We start from the raw sequence: 17,422 nt of genomic DNA, 5'->3' as shown, positions 1-17,422 counted from the left end.
AATTCTACCCAATGAGAATTTGTTATTGTTCGGATTTTTAGTTGCATAGCAGAAAGATTATGTGCACTAACTGATGATGTAATTATGACTTGACTGTACTGCGTAACAAGCCGCTCCGGCTTGCTACACCTAATATAAATTTCAAGAGTACTACTCAGTAAATTGAAGTTATATGGCGTAATCTTCCTTATGCGTAACTTAATTTTTTATAACATTCGGTTTTATTGTGAAAAATAATAGATATGTCCCATATTCTTTTTATACATAGTTAGAATGATCAGTTAGATTGAATCGGTAGCCAGGCTAATACTTCTTGGATTTTCTGATCCCAATAGCCCCCCCATTCATGTGTTCCTGAGGTAAAAGTATGCGTCAAAGGCAGGTTTTGATCCTGAGCAAACTGGTAGAACTTTTGATTCTCTTCCCATAAGAAATCTTCCGTCCCACACGCTTGAAATAATAGTGGAATCGATTCTTTTTTAGCTTTTAACTGTTGAATCAGATAAAATAAATCCTCTTGCGTATCTTCTATTTCCTTCCCACCATAAACTTGAAATAATGCACTTCCAATTGGATTGTCTTCTTTTATATTTTTTACATGGTCGGCGATATCTAATACACCTGATAAACTCGCTGCAGCTGCAAATTCTTCTGGTTTTCTTAATGCCCATTTAAATGCACCGTATCCGCCCATCGAAAGTCCAGCAACAAAGTTATCCTCTTTTTGCGCTGATAATGGAAAAAATGACCTAGCTATCCTGGGTAGTTCTTCTGAAATAAACGTCCAATATTTCTTACCATATACCATATCCGCATAAAAGCTGTGATCCACCTGTGGCATGATAACAGCAATTCCATATTCTGCAGCATACCTCTCAATCGATGTTCTTCTCGACCATATCGTATGATCGTCACTTAATCCATGCAATAAATAAAGTGTCGGGAATTTATCACCATTACGATTATTTTTTAGTCCAATTTGTGTTTTTGTTTGCTCCGGTAATATAACGGTCATCGACGTGCTAATCATTAATTCTTCTGAAAAGAAATCACATTTAATCAGTGCCATATTATTCCTCCTTGTTTTCTATTATTCTATCATAAGTTGTAAAAATTCTTTACTTTTTTACGATTCAATACATTCTGTACAGTTTTTGATACAATAAAAATGAGAGAAAAACAAAAGGTGGAATATCCATGGTACATCAAAAAACGAATCGACCACTTGTTTTAGTAGCACTTATCTTATCCATGTTCATGGCAGCAATTGAAGGCACCATTGTTGCTACAGCAATGCCTAATATCGTAGCGGATTTAGGAGGTTTCTCATTATACAGCTGGGTCTTTTCCAGCTTTCTATTAATGCAAGCAGTCACCACAATGATCTATGGAAAATTAGCTGATTTGTTTGGCCGTAAACCAGTATTTATAATTGGCGTAATTATCTTTTTATTTGGCTCTGTATTATGTGGCCTGGCAACTACAATGATCACTTTAATTATTTTTCGTCTTATTCAGGGAGTTGGTGCCGGAGCCATACATCCGATTGTTACAACCATTGTAGGTGATATGTATACAATGGAAGAACGAGCAAAAGTACAGGGTTATCTTGCAAGTGTCTGGGGAATTTCCTCTGTAGTTGGTCCCCCCCTGCTAGGTGGTATAATTGTTCAATTTATTGATTGGAAATGGATTTTCTGGATGAATATTCCTATTGGGATCGCAGGCTTAATAGGAGTGATAGTATTTTTCCACGAAGAAGTATTAAAAGAGAAGAAATCAATTGATTATTTCGGTTCGAGCTTATTTTTCGTAGCAATCTCAGCATTAATTATTGTCTTCGTACAAGCGGGAACAAATTGGGCATGGTTATCGATCGAGACAATTAGCTTATTACTTATTTTTATAATTGGTATTGGAACATTTTTTATGGCAGGAAAATAGAGTATCATCTCCAATGATGCCCCCCCTTTATTTGTGGAAAAGTAAATTAATTGTAATTGCGAATATAGCTACTTTATTATCAGGGATGATTATACTCGGGTTATCTAGCTTTCTTCCGACATATGTACAGGCAGTAATGGGAGAATCTGCTATTGTAGCAGGATTTACCCTAAGTGCGCTTTCTATTGGATGGCCAATTTCAGCAACAATTGCAGGTCATTTAGTGTTAAAAATCGGCTTTCGCTGGACAGCGATCGCTGGTGGTTTTGCTCTATTTTCAGGTGCCTTTTTATTTTATATGCTTGATGCTGATAACGGCCCTGTATATGCAGGTATTAGTTCCTTTATAGTTGGGGGGGTTGGAATGGGACTTTCTTCAACTACCTTTATCGTAGCCATCCAAAACACTGTAACCTGGCACGAACGAGGAGTTGCTACATCGCTGAATATGTTCATGCGTATTATCGGGAGCGCATTGGGAGCAGCCTTCTTAGGTGGATTACTTAACATCCAATTACAAAACTATTACCAGAAGAAAGGAGAAAATTTCGAGGCAATAAGCACAGATACGTTATTAGATGCAGAAATGCGTGAATCTTTACCTGCCGAAACATTAATTACCATGCAGGATGGATTAACCTATGCCTTACACACAGTTAACACAGGGTTATTTATTATCGGCACTGCTATCTTTCTTTTACTTTGGTTATTCCCAAAAGTTAAAATGAACTAATATATCCATCAGCAGAAAATCGATACTGATGGATGTGGAGTTTATCAGAACGTTTCAAATACACTTGGACAATCTGCATTTGTCGGTGTAAAAAAGCAATGACTTTTAAATCTGCCCGTGTTCCACTGCCCATACCATTGTTCGGGACAGCTTCCTTCTGGCATAAAAAACCATAAAGCATAGCTTGCCGGATGATTATGCTCCCCCCCACTAATCGATTTTCTTGCCAAACGAATCTCTTTCTCTCTGGCACGCTGATAAAAATAACCTTTCTGAGTTGCTTCAAATCCACCAGGACTCTGAAAGACCATACGGTTAATCGTGTTAATATCTTTGAAATCTAAACAGCGTGCCTTTACACGATTTACTCCTACATTTCCCACCATCAGCATACCTAGTTGACCATCCCCTTCTGCTTCTGCTCTCATTAAGCGCGCTAACACTTTTACATCTTTCTCGTTTGTTTTAATTACTGCCATCCGAATCACTCCTTTATTTCCTTTATATTCAAATGGTATAAAAAGATGAATGTCCAATTACATCAAATAATGTAATCCCTTTCATAATATGATATAATAAAAGCAGGAGGTGTTGTTGATGCAGCTTAGCAACTTTATCTTACACAACGATATCTTATTAATCCACGCTGATATTAATGGTAATGATTACGTATTTACGGTAAAGTGGAAGACTCTTCAAAATAAAAAAGGTGGCGAATGGGAGTTAAAGTCATACTTAAACAATTCAAATGGAAAAAAAGATTTAACAGAACAGCAATTAACAGCTTTCATTAATCGTATTAATCCAACCTGGGACTGGGAAAAAGATCAACAACAGATTTTAAATGCAATAAAAAATGACTAGTTACGTTCTAACTAGTCATTTCAACGTTAAAGATATGTTTCCGATGTTTCACATTGTTCTTTAAACCAATTTATTTTCTCATGAAGTTGTACAACTTCTCCAATTACAATTATAGATGGATTGCTTATTTCATCTAACCGGCTAACTATAGTATCTAAATTGCCAACAATCGTTTTTTGATTAGCTAACGTGCCCCCAGTGTATAATCGCTACAGGTATTGTTTTTGATAATCCGGCTTCTATCAATTTAGAACATATTATTGGAAAGTTTTTAACTCCCATATAAAAGCATAAAGTTTCTGCACCATTTGCTAAATGTCGCCATTCTTCAATTGTTTTGCTTTGTGGGTTCGAACCATTTATAAAACTAACCGATCCACTAATATCCCGATGAGTAAGGGGGGGGATACCTGCATAGGCCGCTGCACTTATTCCTGCTGTTATTCCTGGTACAATTTCATAGATAATCTTATTCTTTTCTAAAAGTAGTGCTTCTTCACCACCTCTACCGAAAATAAAAGGATCGCCCCCCTTTAGTCGAGTTACGATATATCCGCTTTTTGCAAACGAAACAAGCTGTTCGTTAATTTGATCTTGAATCATTCCATGCATGTTAGGTTTTTTTCCACAAAAAATACATGTTGCATCTGACCGTGCATATTCCAGTAATTTTTTATTTACTAATCGATCATACAATATAATATCTGCTTCTTTTATTGCTCGCAGACCTTTAATCGTTATCAATTCTTCATCTCCTGGTCCTGCCCCCCACTATATATACTTTTCCCACGAATTTTCCAATCCTTTCACATAATATCTTTTTTAAAAATATCTTTTTGAAATATCTAGTTAACCCTAAGATCCGCTCCGCTAGATACGTTATCTTTATTATACGTATAAAGTGATAATTGCAAAAATTAAAGTATACATACATAATGCTCATAAAGGACTCAACACTATTCCTCATAAGCTTTCTGAAGTTCTTAAAAATAGTCCTTTAATTCATTATAACCTATCTGAAAACTTGGTTTAAAAGTTAAAAAGAAGAACTCTCTTATTTATTTTTGTTAACAATTCTGATAAATTGATAACAAAGAGATAACACTACCATAAAGATGCACGATGTAAACACTATAATTCAACCAATCTATCTTGTCAATAGGTCGAACAATTTATCATTTTTTGGAATTTTCATTGTAATTTACCTTTATTTAATGTAAGATGAATTTATAAAGATTTACCAACAAAATATCTTATCAAGAGAGGTTTAGGGACTGGCCCGATGATACCTCAGCAACCAGCAAGTGATTGTATGGTGCTAATTCCAGAGAAGATAAGAAGAACATAACCTTACTAAGAGGCCTTCTCCTTATTGAAGGCTTCTTTTTATTTTGAACAGAAAGGATGAATTCACATGAAGTATATAGAAACTATTCTTGCGCAAATTGGAAATAGAAGAGACTTACGAACAGGAGCTGTCGAAGCACCTATTTATTTATCCACTGCTTATCAGCATCCTACCCTTGGGCAATCTACTGGTTATGATTACAGTCGAACCGCCAATCCTACCAGAGAAATCGTTGAGGAAGCAATCACCACTTTGGAGAAAGGTATCAAAGGGTTTGCATGTTCATCTGGCATGGCTGCTATTCATCTTGTCTTTTCACTATTTAAGAAAAACGATGAAATATTAATTTCCGAAGATATTTACGGTGGAAGTTACAGACTTTTTCAGCATTTAGAAAATTCTTACCAGATTAAACCAACATATGCGGAAACAGATCAATTTGAAAAGTATATAAATGCTAATACGAAAGCTATATTTATTGAAACTCCTACAAATCCTTTGTTATTGGAAATAGACATTAAAAAGATTGCATCGATAGCAAAAAAGCATAATTTATTACTTATTGTGGATAACACTTTTTATACACCTTACTTACAACAGCCATTAGAAGAGGGTGCTAACATTGTCCTTCACTCCGCAACGAAATATTTGGGTGGTCATAATGATGTATTAGCAGGATTGGTTGTCGTCAATAATCAACAGTTAGCAGATAAATTAGTTTATCTACACAATGCAATAGGGGCAGTGTTGTCGCCTCTTGATTCGATGCTATTAATACGTGGTATGAAAACTTTATCGCTCAGAATGGAAAAACAGCAAGAAAATGCGCAACATTTAGTGGATTTTCTAAAAAATGAAAAAAATATTAGAGATGTGCTATATCCAGGCAAAGGTGGAATGATCAGTTTTCGTGTTACAAGTGCCGATATAATTCCTTCCTTCTTAGAAAACTTAAAAGTTATTTCCTTTGCTGAAAGTTTAGGGGGGTGTAGAGAGTTTTATTACCTATCCTTCTACGCAAACACATGCAGATATTCCAAAAGAAGAGCGAGAGAAAAGAGGGATCTGTGACAGTTTATTGAGATTTTCTGTCGGCATTGAAAATGTCGAAGATTTAAAACAAGACTTACAACAAGCTTTAGGAGGCAATCAAAATGACAAATAAATTATCAACAATACTTGCGCATGGCGGTCAACATCAAGGACACCACGAGGAAAATACTGGAGCAGTAAACGCTCCCCCCCTATATTTATCATCCACATTTCATCAAAAAAAACTAAATGAATTTGGACCATATGATTATAGTCGCTCTGGTAATCCGACCAGAACACAATTAGAAAAAACAATTGCTTCCTTAGAAAATGGGACAAATGGTTTTGCATTTTCATCAGGAATGGCTGCGATATCCTCTGCTTTCATGTTACTGAACAGTGGTGATCATATAGTGATTTCAAAGGATGTATACGGAGGAACTTTTCGTTTTGTTACAAGGCTATTAGCACAATTCTCGATTGAGCATACATTCGTTGACATGACTAACACAAACGAAGTAGCTGAGGCCATTAAGCCCAATACGAAAGTGATATATGTAGAAACACCTGCTAATCCGTTACTGCAAATAACTGACATACGAGCAATTGTTGCATTAGCAAAAAAACATGATTGTTATACCTATCTTGACAATACCTTTATGACACCTTTGTATCAACAACCTTTAAATCTAGGTGTAGATATTGTATTACATAGTGCAACAAAGTTTCTTTCTGGTCACAGTGATATTGTTGCAGGATTAGCGGTTACGAAGGATGCATCTTTAGCGGAAAAGCTTTACTTTGTCCAAAATACATATGGTGCAATATTAGGCGCACAAGATTGTTATCAGTTGTTACAGGGGGGGATGAAAACGTTAGAGCCACGTTATTCCAAAAGTGCAGCATCTGCAGCCATCATCGCTAATCATCTCTCTAAACATGAAGCAGTAGAGCATATCTGTTATCCCGGATTAAGCAATCATCCTGGTGCAGATATCCATGCTAAACAAGCAACAAGTGCTGGTGCTGTGCTCTCATTTAAATTAAGAAAAGATGTAGATATAGATCATTTTATTGAGACCATATCCATTCCTGTATTTGCAGTAAGTTTAGGCGCAGTGGAATCGATTTTATCTCATCCAGCTACCATGTCCCATGCCGCTATGCCTGCAGATGAAAGAGAAGCAAGAGGAATAAGTGATCGATTATTCCGATTGTCTGTTGGAATAGAGGAAGTTGAAGATTTAATTCAAGATCTTGATCAGGCTATCCAGTCTTAAACAACTGTGTTATCCATAAATGCATGTCTTTGTTATGAATTAAATTATAGTTTAATGCCCAAGATGGCCGATGGAAAATTAATTTAAATATAAAATCCGAGCGATTAACCACATTCTAAAAAGAATTGCTTATCGTTCGGATTTTTTATTGAGTCATAGGAAGTTTATACGACATAACTCTTGTGACAATTTTGAAATTGTTTTACCTGTTAAGCAGCCGGAGCGATTGTTACACCTAATATAAATCTCAAAATTACTTACTCAGTCAATCAGATGTATGTCGCATTATGTTCCTTATGTTCATCTTAATTCTTTACATTATTCCTTTGCAGCTACAGATAAGAGATACGTGAAAGCCTCTAACAATTTTTTATTAACCTATAATTAATCGGATAGCTCCTAGTGCAGCAAATAGCAAGACTAAGACTTGAAAGACTTTTTGAGGCATTATTTTGATAACTTTCACACCTATTATCGCACCCACGAGAATAGCAGGAATCAACCACATATTAAACGTAATTGATTCTACGGTAATCATTCCAAGTGAAATATAAAAAGGAAGTTTTACTACATTTACAAAGAGGAAGAACCACGCACCGGTCCCGACGAACTCCTTTTTGGGCAGGCCTTTTACTAATAAATAGATAGCCATAACGCCACCTGCCGCATTCCCAATCATTGTAGTAAAACCAGCCAAAATTCCCATACTAAAGGTGAAGATTTTAGACCCGGGCAGCATCTCATTAAAACGTTCTCCTAATTTCTCACGACTTATATGTAACAAAATTAAAGCCAAAACCAAGATTCCAATCATTGGTTTTAATTGTTCACTTGTAACATAATCTAATACAAAGTATCCTATTACGATTCCAATAAGTACCCATGGAACAAGTGAGAACAAATATCGCCATACCACATTTATGCGATAGTAAGTAACCGCAAATAAATCACCAACAATTAATAAAGGAAGTAATATACCTACAGATTCGCGTGCTGGAAATATGATCATAAAAATAGTAACTACTAATATCCCCCATACTTGCAACACCAGCTTTGGCAAAACCAATTAGCAAACCTGAACAGATAATGATAATCCATTCCAAAGTTGATAAGTCAAACATGATAACCCCTCATCTCTCTATTCTTTATAAATCTGTTAATTTGACAAACCAATAATCATTTTTACTGGTTTCTCATACATTTTTCCGTATCCTCTTTATATAAAGTTGAATTTAGTAATTTACTAGATCAAAATATTTACAATTAACCATATTAATATAAAACTGATAATCATAGTTAGGTTTGAAGCAGTTCCAACCAATCGCTGATTATATCCAAACATAATTGCATAAGGTAATACTGATGCTGGTGTTGGTAATATAAAACCTATAAGTAATGTAAATCTGAACATTTCCTCCATCGGTAACCATAAGTAACAAGCGATTCCAGCCACTAAACCAAAAATATACTTAGTCAATATAAATTTCAAAATTAATGTTCCATACCCTCTGGCAAATGAAAAGTTCAGATATAATCCCAGTAATAATAAAGAAAGAGGCATATTAGCTACTGAGATTACCCCCCCAGAGACATTTATTACTAGTTCAGGTAACTCTATATTTAAAATATTTAACAGACACATAATTAAGTATGTCTGCAATGGAATCGATTTTGCCAGTTTTGTTATAATCGATCTCGTTTCTAACATACCATTACTTCCACTGTACACCCCCTGCTATAATATAAGAAAGTCCAAATACAATAAAGGCATTTCCTACATCGAACATACCAAAATATTGAAGTCCTTCAAAGCCAAATAATCCTTCTACTAGAGGATAGGCAAACAGTCCGATATTTAGACCTGGAACCATCATACCAAATGTCCCTTTCGTAGTATTGGGATGTTTCCTGAAAATAAATAGTCCAAGACCGCCATTAATCAGCCCAAACACAAAAGCGATAATGACTAAATAAAATAATGATGGACTAAAACTAATATCACTAAAGGTCACCACAATTAAACAAGGTAAGGTCAAGTTGAAAACAATTCTTGCAACTGCTTCTCCGTCTTTTTCCTTAACAAGATTATTTCTTTTTAATAAATAACCGATTAAAATAATCACAACTGAAATTAAAAATTGTTCATTAAAACCATCCATATTATGTATCTCCTTGCTGAAAAAATTGCTTGATATGTACTACTATACCATAACTAATATTAGAGATTACCTTATTAAACTTTTGACAGAAGGTTATCCAAGATGTACCATAAAGTAAGACATCTGTTCGTGAAATTCAAGCAGATAGAAAATGGCATGACAGTCATTAGATTAATTGGATTTTCAGATTATTATAACTTTTACCAGCAAAGGAGGCATAGGCTTTTTTTATTTACGAGAGCCTAGTACATTTATTATGAAAGAGACATGGTTTTTTTTAGACACGCACAAACAAACTCCCGCTTACAATATGGCTGTTGATGAATGTTTATTAAATTGGCACAGCGAAAATAAAATACCTCCAGTTATCCGATTTTATGAATGGTTACCAGCTGGTCTATCGATTGGATATTTTCAAAAAACAAGCAACAAAATTGATTTAGATGCTGTAAATAAAAACGGATTTCAGCTGGTAAGAAGGTTGACAGGTGGTCGAGCTGTTTTGCATGATCAGGAATTGACCTATAGTGTGATCGTATCCGAACAACATTCAGCCATGCCACGTTCCATAAAGGAGGCATATCTCGTTATTTCGAAAGGACTAAAAGAAGGATTTCGATCATTAGGAATCAATGCATCCTTTGCTATTCCTGAGGGAAAGCTAGATACAACACAATCTGCAGTATGTTTTGAAGAGCCCTCCTGGTATGAATTAGTCGTCGATGGAAAAAAAGCAGCTGGCAGTGCCCAAACTCGTAAAAAAGGAGTGATTCTTCAACATGGCTCAATCCCACTGAATGTCGATGATTCTAAGCTATATGACTTATTTTTATACAAAAATGAACGAGTGAAACAAAGGGCAAGAGAGGCATTTAGTGATAAGGCAATTTCTATTCGTCAAGCTACTCCACAAAAAGTAACGTTACATGATATGAAAGCTGCTTTTAAAAAGGGCTTCGAAACAGGATTAGATATTAATTTAGAGTCTTTTACCCTCAATGAAAAGCAGGAGCAGGAAATAAATGAGTTAATGCATCAGAAATACTTAAATGATAAATGGAATCTATCCAGATAGGAGACGATAAAAATGGTAAAAGAATACGAACATATTCGTAAGCCAGAGTGGCTTAAGACTAAAATTAATACGAACAAGTCCTATAATCGGTTGAAAAATTTAATGCGTGATAAGCGATTAAATACGGTGTGTGAAGAAGCGAAATGTCCTAACATTTATGAATGCTGGAGTGAAAGAAAAACAGCCACCTTTATGATTTTAGGAGATACATGTACAAGAGGATGTCGTTTTTGTGCTGTTAAAACAGGCCTGCCTAATGAATTAGACTGGGGGGGAGAACCACAACGTGTAGCAGAATCTGTGGAAATCATGAACTTAAAGCATGTTGTAGTCACAGCGGTTGCTCGTGATGATTTAAAGGATGGAGGAGCTGCTGTTTTTGCAGAGACTGTGCGACAAATTCGCGAAAGAGTTCCAGGTTGTACCGTTGAAATTTTACCTTCTGATATGAAGGGTGATTACGATAGTTTACATACTTTAATGGGTAGTGGTCCAGACATCTTTAATCATAACATCGAAACAGTAAGAAGATTAACGAAAAGAGTTCGCGCAATTGCTATGTACGATCGCTCACTGGAATTATTAAGAAGAGTCAAGGAAATTGCACCAAATACTCCTACAAAATCGAGCATAATGGTAGGACTTGGTGAAGAGAAAGAAGAAATTATTCAAGTAATGGATGATTTACGTGAGAATAATGTAGATATAATGGCTATTGGACAATATTTACAACCAACGAAGAGACATTTAAATGTAGAGCGTTATTACCATCCTGATGAATTTAACGAATTAAAAGAAATTGCATTATCAAAAGGATTTAAACATTGTGAAGCAGGTCCATTGGTACGTTCTTCCTATCACGCAGATGAACAAGTAAATCAATCCGCTGCACAGCGTCGCATCAAATATATGAAAGGATATGAAGAAACAAGCGGTGAAGAATTAAACAAGATTTCATTCTAAAGAAAGTAAAGGGAGCAAGGAGACACATTACATGATAAAAAATTATCAAACCTTATTTTTGGATATTGACGGAACCATCTTAAAACAAGACCATACGATAGAAAACACCACGAAACTTGCTGTGAAACAGGCACAGGAAAAAGGAATAGAAGTTTTTTTGGCAACAGGTCGTCCGCTTCATGAAGTGTATGATATTGCTGAAGAATTACAGATAAATTCATTTGTAGGTTATAACGGTGCATATGCTCTTTATCAGGATAAAACGGTTGTCAATGAACCTATTTCAGCTTCTATCATTGATCATTTTCTACAGATCGCAAAAGATAATGGTCATGAAATGATTTTATATACTGATCAATTTAATTTATTGACATCTACTACAAACTCTACTGTTAAATATTTTGTGGATTATTTTGGATTTAAAGACTATCAATTATATAATAATCAATTTCGAGATAAAATATTAGGAATTACGATCATGAATGTAAAACCTCATGAACCGGTATTATATGATTTGAAAAATGAGGAAATTTATTTTTCACAGGTTAATGTAAAAGGTTTAGAACATTGTTATGATGTTATCCGTGAAAATGTAAACAAAGGCCAAGCTATTAAAGAAATTCTCGAACGTTTAGATATTTCTGCAGATATGGCAATTGCCTTTGGAGATGGAATGAATGATAAACAGATGCTTGAGTTTGTAGGCGATAGCTTTGCGATGGGAAATGCCAGTCCTGAAGTATTTCAATATGCCAAGCATCGCACAACATCTGTCGAAGACTCTGGAATCTACAATGGCTTAAAACAATTAGGCATAATTGATTAGTAATAAGATACAAGCAAAAAACCAACTTTACAGTAAAGTTGGTTTTTTTGCATTTCGTTAAAAGCAGACACCTTAAATGGATAGGGGGGGAGCAACAAGTTTTCTTACATACATGCAGGCTAAAGTGGACTAATTATTTAGCTTACATATATGCTTATTAATTAATGAACTTTCCACATTCACTAATTAATAGCTTATAAACACTATAGCAAACGAATTGCAAGTACACCTTACATTTGTGATAAAATCTTACAAGGAATTTTTATTACGCCCATTTTTCAAGAAACTAGACATTTACCCTAACTTATTTTTGATTCATACATACATTATATAGTGATAAAACACAAGGAGGTTGATAGAATGAGCTATTATGGTGGCTATGGTTGCGGTGGCGGTTACAGCGGTGGTTACGGCGGTGGTTACGGCGGTGGTTGCGGTGGTTACGGCGGCGGTTTTGCTTTAATCGTTGTTCTTTTTATCTTGTTAATAATTGTTGGTGCTTCTTTCTATAGCTAATCCTATAGATCTAAGTTATCCTATCCCACCCAATAGAAAAAGGATCCCCCCTAAAGATGGGGGGGATCTTTTCTATTATAAAGTCAAACATTCATCAACACGTCTATTGCGTACAGGTAGTATTATGATAAAGATGATTCATTTAAAATTCTAAGCCGGTATACGCCACCTGCAACTTTATCTTTATTTGCCTGAAATTTCACTACTACATTTTGTTTATCCTTTACAATATCTCTAGGTATACGGTAACTTTTTGAGTATAATTCTGCGGTATCCTTATGATTAAAGTGCTCTGTTGCTATATGCTGACCATCAATACTAATGGTGAATTCCCTTTTCATTTTTATTCCGTCCATCTCTATAGTGTAATCACTCTTATTATAAGTGACAAATAAATACATATCTTTATAAGGATCTACTTTCATCTCATAGCTAAAATAACCCTCATTTCTCGCATCACGCCAGCCACTGTGAACAGCATTACTATATCCAGAATATGAGTTTTTCACCTTCATATTATGATCCACTTCAGGTTGTTGTTCGTTCGGTGTTATTTCATCAACAATAATATTTTGTTCTCTTGCTCGTCTTCTCTTTTCTTCTTCACCAAATTGTTGGTATTGTTTTTTATTCATAATATTCCAATAGATTGTATATCGCTCATGATGAATATTAAAGAATGGTTTTAATGTCAATTCTTGATTGTCTGGCTGTCCAATAGCTTTCGTTTCAAAAATGAGTTTCTGCTCATTTTTTAGAGAAATGCAATCTTCTATTTTCTCGTTTGTTACGAGGGTTGGAACCTCTATTAATGGATAATTATTCAACGATTGATGGTCACACACAATATCTGTTTCCGGAAATTTTCTCGTCCTAAAGCTCCAGCCAACACTAATGGTCCGTACATGATAACTTGTTTATGCTTATCATCTTTAGCATAATATCGATGTAAATTCATTGGTAACTCATAAGAGATTTCATCTCCGTCTTTCCATTCACGTTCTATCATCAAATAGCCATTTTTTTCTACTACTTGTTGAGGACTATTATTTACTCTAACTTGATTAAAATCCGTTAACCAGTATGGTTTTCTGATATTTATTTTCTTTATAGCTTCTGACCCCGTTTTAAATATTACCTGTGCACTTTGTTGAAAGGGAAAATCCGTTTTTTGTTCGATTTTTACCTTTTCATTCATTATGCTAGCTTTTGAAGCAATAAACAAGTGTATATATAATGTATCCTCACTGATTTCAAATATATTACGATTATAGCGTGCAGGATTTTCCATTCCACTTCCGGTGCAACACCAAAATGAATGATCTTGTGAATGATATATTTTAAAATGGCCTGGCTCAGATGAAACGAAGTATGTTTTCATCCCGCTATCTGGATCTTGTGAAGCAAGAATATGATTGTATAGAGCTCGTTCATAATAATCATAATAGTGTGCGGATGGTTGCCACGGAAATAGAAGTTCCGTTAATTTTAACATATTGTATGTATTGCAGGTTTCAGTCGTTAAAATACCTAGTTCTTCTGCATTTTTAGGTCCAAAATGCTCCCGTATGCTATTTCCACCGATCGCATATGTACGACTGTATACAACTTCATTCCAGAAAAAAGTCGCTATTTGCTTATATTTTTCTTTTCCAGTAATATTATATAGCTTCGCAACACCTATTACTTTTGGTATTTGTGTATTCGCATGTTTCCCTTCCAACACATCTTTATTACTTGCCAATGGATCTAAAACGGCTTTATGATAAAATTTTTCAGCTAATTCCAAATTTCGTTTCTCCTGTGTAATATGATAAAGGTCTGCAAATACCTCGATCATTCCTCCATGTTCACAAATCAACATCTTTTGCAATTGAACCTCACTTAAATTTTTCAGTCCGTTATAAGCCCAATTTGATAATTTGACCACCATATCTAATGCTTTCTGTGATTTAATACAATGATAAACATCAATAAATCCAGCAAATATTTTATGAATGGAATACCATGGAACCCAAGAGTCTCCCAGGCTGAAATTATCCACTTGAAAATCACCAGAAAAAACCTGATTAAAGCAATCCTTAGGAAAGCCACTGATATAACCCTCTTCATCATAGGATTGGATCTTTTGCAGTTCAGATAACGCATATTTCAAATTACTTAATAATTTTTCATCTTTTGTTGCTTGATACATGGTAGCAGTTGCAGACAACCAATGTCCTATAGAGTGTCCAGCAATAGGAGTGGATTCCCATCCCCCATACCTTTCTTTTTTAGGTTGTTTGTTTACAGCTTCATAACAAGGTGCAACAAGTCGATCAACATCTAAATAAAGCAAATATTCCTTTCCCTTTAATTGCGAGTCATAAAATAGTCCATCTAATAATTGTATGTTTTCCAATTCTCACACCTCCAAACAAAATCCTATTACTAGTATGAAATAAAAGGACTAAAAAGTACATTCACATATAATAATATTACATATCTTTTTTTAGATTTTGATAAAATTAGGGTTATACGAGTAATTGAAGGTGATATTATTATGAATAATCAGATAGAAATTATAAATAACTCTATTCCATTAGTACGTGAAATTGGTTTGATGAACGATAAGGAAGGTATTCTAAAACATCCTAATCGAATCATGAAGGACTTAAATGTTTTTATCTATGTAGTAAAAGGAAGATTGCAAATTAATGAGAATGGTGATATATTTCATTTAGAAAAAGGATCCTATCTTTTTCTTAGAAAAAATATCCATCATTGGGGAGATGAATTCTATCAACCAGGTTCAGAATGGTATTTTATTCATTTTTTTACTAATGATCTACCTGATCAGACGACAGAATACAGCACATATGGAAAAACTTCGTTAATACATAGAGAAGAATTTAATACAAAAGTTACATTACCAAAAATAGAAAAAAGTGAGAAACCATCGCTATATTTCCTCGCATTTGGATAAGCTATTTGAGATGTTTCAATCGTCTCATCCCATGCGACCCATGCTAACAAGTATGCACACTCACCAGTTTTTTCTGGAACTATATCTTGAAAATATAGAAAAATTTGCTGAAAAAAAACCGAATAGAATGGTGACTCGAATGATTGATTATATTGACGATACAAAATATAAAGTTTCCAGCCAAGCAATTGCTGATCATTTAGGAATGAACTATGCTTACTTATCAACTCTGTTCAAACAGTATACTGGAAAAAGCGTAACACAGTATCAGAATGAAAAGATGATTGAAAATGCAATCCATCTTTTCCAAAATGAGAATGTAAATGTTTCTGAAGTAAGTGAGCATCTTGGCTTTTCGAATCCTTTTTATTTCAGCCGTGTTTTCAAAAAGGTCACTGGCCTGTCCCCCCCTTCCGTTTATATTCAACAATTATACCGAAACTAGTAAAAGTCTTTTGTAAGAGAAAACTTATCCAAATAAAGAAAAGATCCTCAAAAAATGGGGATCTTTTCTTTATTATTTACCTTTTGATCCTCCGCCTTTACTATGTAAGGCGAATAAATTTGTATCGATTGAAAATTGAATGGATTGACGTTCTCTGTGCCGTTTGAGGGCTAATTGAATTAGTTGATCGGTTAATTGCTGAAAGTCTTTCCCGGCAGGTTCCCATAAATAAAAAGATAATGATCCAGGAATCGTATTAATTTCATTTACAAAAACTTCACCTTCCTGGTTTAATAGAAAGTCAATACGTGATACCCCGCTTGCGTTTAAAAGATTAAATGTTTTTTCTGCTAATTCTTTTACCTGTTTGGTAGCTTGGTCTGAAATCTCAGCTGGTATGATACGATTAACACTTTCCATCCCTTTTGTGTCCCCTGACTTTCCACCACTTTGATACTTATCAGCATACGATAAAATTTCATCTGAGCTTAACACTTGTTCACAAACAGAACTTTCTACTTCTTCATAATCCCCCCCAATAACGGAACAATTTACTTCTGTTAAATCGGTAATCATTTTTTCAATAATTACTTTAAAACTATATGCAACAGCTAATTCTATTGCTTCTTCTAATTCGTCTTCGTTTTTTGCTTTCGATATACCAACACTTGATCCTAAATTAGCCGGTTTAACGATTACCGGATAGCCAATTTTATCTACTAATTGCTTGACAGCTGCCTGATCTTGATGCCATTGACTTGCATAAAACCACTCATAATCCACGATTGGCACCGCTGCATCACGCAAAATTTGTTTCATCATTACTTTGTCCATACCCGCGGCTGAGGATGCAACATCACAACCAACATATGGTAAACCTAATAATTCCATATAACCTTGCAAGGATCCATCTTCCCCATTCGTACCATGAATAACCGGGAAGACTACATCTATAGCTGTAACAATACCTTTTGAGAAGAAAGAACGTTCTTTTCTCTTTAGAACGACAGTATCATCACTCTCTTGTTCTAACACGACTTTCTCTGCTTGCTTAAATAATTGGTCTAAATCTTTATAATTTTCTATATCTGTTAACACTTCACCGGTATACCATTCTTTTGTTTTACTAATATATATAGGTATAGCCTGATATTTTGATTCATCCAATGCACTCATGGCTTGTAGAGCAGAGATGACAGATACTTCATGCTCGACTGATACACCACCAAATATAACGGCAACTTTTGTTCTCATCCTTCATTCCTCCCTCGA

At 34.9% G+C, this 17,422-nt stretch carries 18 protein-coding genes, 2 pseudogenes and 1 riboswitch; of the genes and pseudogenes, 11 read left to right on the top strand and 9 right to left on the bottom strand.

Annotated features, from left to right (window positions below):
- Nucleotides 1–277: 277 nt before the first annotated feature.
- Complete coding sequence (locus tag JCM21714_RS15105) at nucleotides 278–1,069, bottom strand: alpha/beta hydrolase (RefSeq protein ID WP_035725564.1); 792 nt, start codon at nucleotides 1,067–1,069, stop codon at nucleotides 278–280.
- 128 nt (nucleotides 1,070–1,197) lie between these two features.
- Between JCM21714_RS15105 and JCM21714_RS24455 the strand changes: the two genes are divergently transcribed.
- A complete protein-coding gene (locus tag JCM21714_RS24455) occupies nucleotides 1,198–1,944 on the top strand; it encodes an MFS transporter (protein ID WP_369403622.1) in 747 nt (248 codons plus the stop codon).
- Complete coding sequence (locus tag JCM21714_RS24450; RefSeq protein ID WP_369403621.1) at nucleotides 1,916–2,677, top strand: MFS transporter; 762 nt, start codon at nucleotides 1,916–1,918, stop codon at nucleotides 2,675–2,677. The genes JCM21714_RS24455 and JCM21714_RS24450 overlap by 29 nt, the downstream gene beginning before the upstream one ends.
- A gap of 44 nt (nucleotides 2,678–2,721) precedes the next feature.
- On the opposite strand, the gene JCM21714_RS15095 is transcribed toward JCM21714_RS24450, so the two are convergent.
- Nucleotides 2,722–3,156, bottom strand: a complete 435-nt coding sequence (locus JCM21714_RS15095) for a cell wall hydrolase (RefSeq protein ID WP_035725562.1) — start codon at nucleotides 3,154–3,156, stop codon at nucleotides 2,722–2,724.
- A 118-nt stretch (nucleotides 3,157–3,274) separates the two neighbouring features.
- On the opposite strand from JCM21714_RS15095, the gene JCM21714_RS15090 reads away from it, so the two are divergent.
- Entirely contained in the window at nucleotides 3,275–3,541 is a 267-nt protein-coding gene (locus JCM21714_RS15090; protein ID WP_035725561.1) for a hypothetical protein, read from the top strand.
- A gap of 26 nt (nucleotides 3,542–3,567) precedes the next feature.
- Here JCM21714_RS15090 and cobA read toward each other — a convergent pair.
- Nucleotides 3,568–4,331, bottom strand: a pseudogene (gene cobA, locus JCM21714_RS15085) (uroporphyrinogen-III C-methyltransferase).
- Nucleotides 4,332–4,791: 460 nt separating this feature from the next.
- Nucleotides 4,792–4,881, top strand: a riboswitch (SAM riboswitch).
- Nucleotides 4,882–4,955: 74 nt separating this feature from the next.
- On the opposite strand from cobA, the pseudogene JCM21714_RS15080 reads away from it, so the two are divergent.
- Nucleotides 4,956–6,054: pseudogene (locus JCM21714_RS15080) on the top strand (methionine biosynthesis PLP-dependent protein).
- A complete protein-coding gene (locus JCM21714_RS15075; protein ID WP_035725560.1) occupies nucleotides 6,044–7,201 on the top strand; it encodes an aminotransferase class I/II-fold pyridoxal phosphate-dependent enzyme in 1,158 nt (385 codons plus the stop codon). Before JCM21714_RS15080 ends, JCM21714_RS15075 begins: the two are co-directional and overlap by 11 nt.
- A 373-nt stretch (nucleotides 7,202–7,574) precedes the next feature.
- Here the strand turns inward: JCM21714_RS15075 and JCM21714_RS15070 are convergent, their stop codons facing one another.
- From JCM21714_RS15070 to JCM21714_RS22180, 3 genes are all read right to left on the bottom strand, one after another.
- Nucleotides 7,575–8,249: a sulfite exporter TauE/SafE family protein gene (locus tag JCM21714_RS15070; RefSeq protein ID WP_235182941.1), complete on the bottom strand. Its 675-nt coding sequence runs from the start codon at nucleotides 8,247–8,249 to the stop codon at nucleotides 7,575–7,577.
- Between the two features lie 195 nt (nucleotides 8,250–8,444).
- Nucleotides 8,445–8,909, bottom strand: a complete 465-nt coding sequence (locus tag JCM21714_RS22185) for an AEC family transporter (protein WP_235182940.1) — start codon at nucleotides 8,907–8,909, stop codon at nucleotides 8,445–8,447.
- A gap of 4 nt (nucleotides 8,910–8,913) precedes the next feature.
- On the bottom strand, nucleotides 8,914–9,360 hold the full coding sequence (locus JCM21714_RS22180) for an AEC family transporter (protein WP_235182939.1): 447 nt from the start codon (nucleotides 9,358–9,360) through the stop codon (nucleotides 8,914–8,916).
- 256 nt (nucleotides 9,361–9,616) lie between these two features.
- On the opposite strand from JCM21714_RS22180, the gene JCM21714_RS15060 reads away from it, so the two are divergent.
- From JCM21714_RS15060 to JCM21714_RS19545, 4 genes are all read left to right on the top strand, one after another.
- Nucleotides 9,617–10,435, top strand: a complete 819-nt coding sequence (locus tag JCM21714_RS15060) for a lipoate--protein ligase family protein (RefSeq protein WP_305037901.1) — start codon at nucleotides 9,617–9,619, stop codon at nucleotides 10,433–10,435.
- Nucleotides 10,436–10,447: 12 nt separating this feature from the next.
- On the top strand, nucleotides 10,448–11,398 hold the full coding sequence (lipA, locus tag JCM21714_RS15055; RefSeq protein WP_035725559.1) for a lipoyl synthase: 951 nt from the start codon (nucleotides 10,448–10,450) through the stop codon (nucleotides 11,396–11,398).
- Between the two features lie 31 nt (nucleotides 11,399–11,429).
- The gene (locus JCM21714_RS15050; RefSeq protein ID WP_035725558.1) at nucleotides 11,430–12,224 is read left to right on the top strand and encodes a Cof-type HAD-IIB family hydrolase; all 795 of its coding nucleotides are present in this window, start codon (nucleotides 11,430–11,432) and stop codon (nucleotides 12,222–12,224) included.
- Nucleotides 12,225–12,584: 360 nt separating this feature from the next.
- The gene (locus JCM21714_RS19545; RefSeq protein ID WP_084040884.1) at nucleotides 12,585–12,740 is read left to right on the top strand and encodes a YjcZ family sporulation protein; all 156 of its coding nucleotides are present in this window, start codon (nucleotides 12,585–12,587) and stop codon (nucleotides 12,738–12,740) included.
- Nucleotides 12,741–12,862: 122 nt separating this feature from the next.
- Here the strand turns inward: JCM21714_RS19545 and JCM21714_RS24445 are convergent, their stop codons facing one another.
- Both JCM21714_RS24445 and JCM21714_RS15045 read right to left on the bottom strand, forming a co-directional pair.
- A complete protein-coding gene (locus JCM21714_RS24445; protein WP_369403620.1) occupies nucleotides 12,863–13,567 on the bottom strand; it encodes a DUF6805 domain-containing protein in 705 nt (234 codons plus the stop codon).
- Nucleotides 13,564–15,141 carry a glycoside hydrolase family 127 protein gene (locus JCM21714_RS15045; protein ID WP_369403619.1) on the bottom strand — a complete coding sequence of 526 codons (1,578 nt, stop codon included), beginning with the start codon at nucleotides 15,139–15,141 and terminating at the stop codon, nucleotides 13,564–13,566. The genes JCM21714_RS24445 and JCM21714_RS15045 overlap by 4 nt, the downstream gene beginning before the upstream one ends.
- Before the next feature lie 141 nt (nucleotides 15,142–15,282).
- Between JCM21714_RS15045 and JCM21714_RS22175 the strand changes: the two genes are divergently transcribed.
- Nucleotides 15,283–15,705 carry a hypothetical protein gene (locus JCM21714_RS22175; protein ID WP_052000791.1) on the top strand — a complete coding sequence of 141 codons (423 nt, stop codon included), beginning with the start codon at nucleotides 15,283–15,285 and terminating at the stop codon, nucleotides 15,703–15,705.
- 40 nt (nucleotides 15,706–15,745) lie between these two features.
- Nucleotides 15,746–16,150, top strand: coding sequence for a helix-turn-helix domain-containing protein (locus JCM21714_RS22170; RefSeq protein WP_235182938.1), 405 nt, complete (start codon nucleotides 15,746–15,748; stop codon nucleotides 16,148–16,150).
- A 72-nt stretch (nucleotides 16,151–16,222) separates the two neighbouring features.
- Here JCM21714_RS22170 and JCM21714_RS15035 read toward each other — a convergent pair whose 3' ends face one another.
- Entirely contained in the window at nucleotides 16,223–17,404 is a 1,182-nt protein-coding gene (locus JCM21714_RS15035) for a D-alanine--D-alanine ligase family protein (RefSeq protein ID WP_035725557.1), read from the bottom strand.
- Nucleotides 17,405–17,422 lie beyond the last annotated feature (18 nt).

Origin of the sequence: Gracilibacillus boraciitolerans JCM 21714 (assembly GCF_000521485.1) — a bacterium.
Taxonomy (GTDB): domain Bacteria; phylum Bacillota; class Bacilli; order Bacillales; family Amphibacillaceae; genus Gracilibacillus; species Gracilibacillus boraciitolerans.
Note: the sequence above shows the minus strand (reverse complement) of the source record. Positions and strands in the feature narration are given on the sequence as shown.

What these genes read in the sequence shown, in the direction of transcription:
- JCM21714_RS15105 (WP_035725564.1), bottom strand. Translation starts at nt 1,069, where the DNA reads ATGGCACTGATTAAATGTGATTTCTTTTCAGAAGAATTAATGATTAGC.
- JCM21714_RS24455 (WP_369403622.1), top strand. Translation starts at nt 1,198, where the DNA reads ATGGTACATCAAAAAACGAATCGACCACTTGTTTTAGTAGCACTTATC.
- JCM21714_RS15095 (WP_035725562.1), bottom strand. Translation starts at nt 3,156, where the DNA reads ATGGCAGTAATTAAAACAAACGAGAAAGATGTAAAAGTGTTAGCGCGC.
- JCM21714_RS15090 (WP_035725561.1), top strand. Translation starts at nt 3,275, where the DNA reads ATGCAGCTTAGCAACTTTATCTTACACAACGATATCTTATTAATCCAC.
- JCM21714_RS15075 (WP_035725560.1), top strand. Translation starts at nt 6,044, where the DNA reads ATGACAAATAAATTATCAACAATACTTGCGCATGGCGGTCAACATCAA.
- JCM21714_RS22185 (WP_235182940.1), bottom strand. Translation starts at nt 8,909, where the DNA reads ATGTTAGAAACGAGATCGATTATAACAAAACTGGCAAAATCGATTCCA.
- JCM21714_RS22180 (WP_235182939.1), bottom strand. Translation starts at nt 9,360, where the DNA reads ATGGATGGTTTTAATGAACAATTTTTAATTTCAGTTGTGATTATTTTA.
- JCM21714_RS15060 (WP_305037901.1), top strand. Translation starts at nt 9,617, where the DNA reads ATGAAAGAGACATGGTTTTTTTTAGACACGCACAAACAAACTCCCGCT.
- lipA (WP_035725559.1), top strand. Translation starts at nt 10,448, where the DNA reads ATGGTAAAAGAATACGAACATATTCGTAAGCCAGAGTGGCTTAAGACT.
- JCM21714_RS15050 (WP_035725558.1), top strand. Translation starts at nt 11,430, where the DNA reads ATGATAAAAAATTATCAAACCTTATTTTTGGATATTGACGGAACCATC.
- JCM21714_RS19545 (WP_084040884.1), top strand. Translation starts at nt 12,585, where the DNA reads ATGAGCTATTATGGTGGCTATGGTTGCGGTGGCGGTTACAGCGGTGGT.
- JCM21714_RS22175 (WP_052000791.1), top strand. Translation starts at nt 15,283, where the DNA reads ATGAATAATCAGATAGAAATTATAAATAACTCTATTCCATTAGTACGT.
- JCM21714_RS22170 (WP_235182938.1), top strand. Translation starts at nt 15,746, where the DNA reads ATGCTAACAAGTATGCACACTCACCAGTTTTTTCTGGAACTATATCTT.
- JCM21714_RS15035 (WP_035725557.1), bottom strand. Translation starts at nt 17,404, where the DNA reads ATGAGAACAAAAGTTGCCGTTATATTTGGTGGTGTATCAGTCGAGCAT.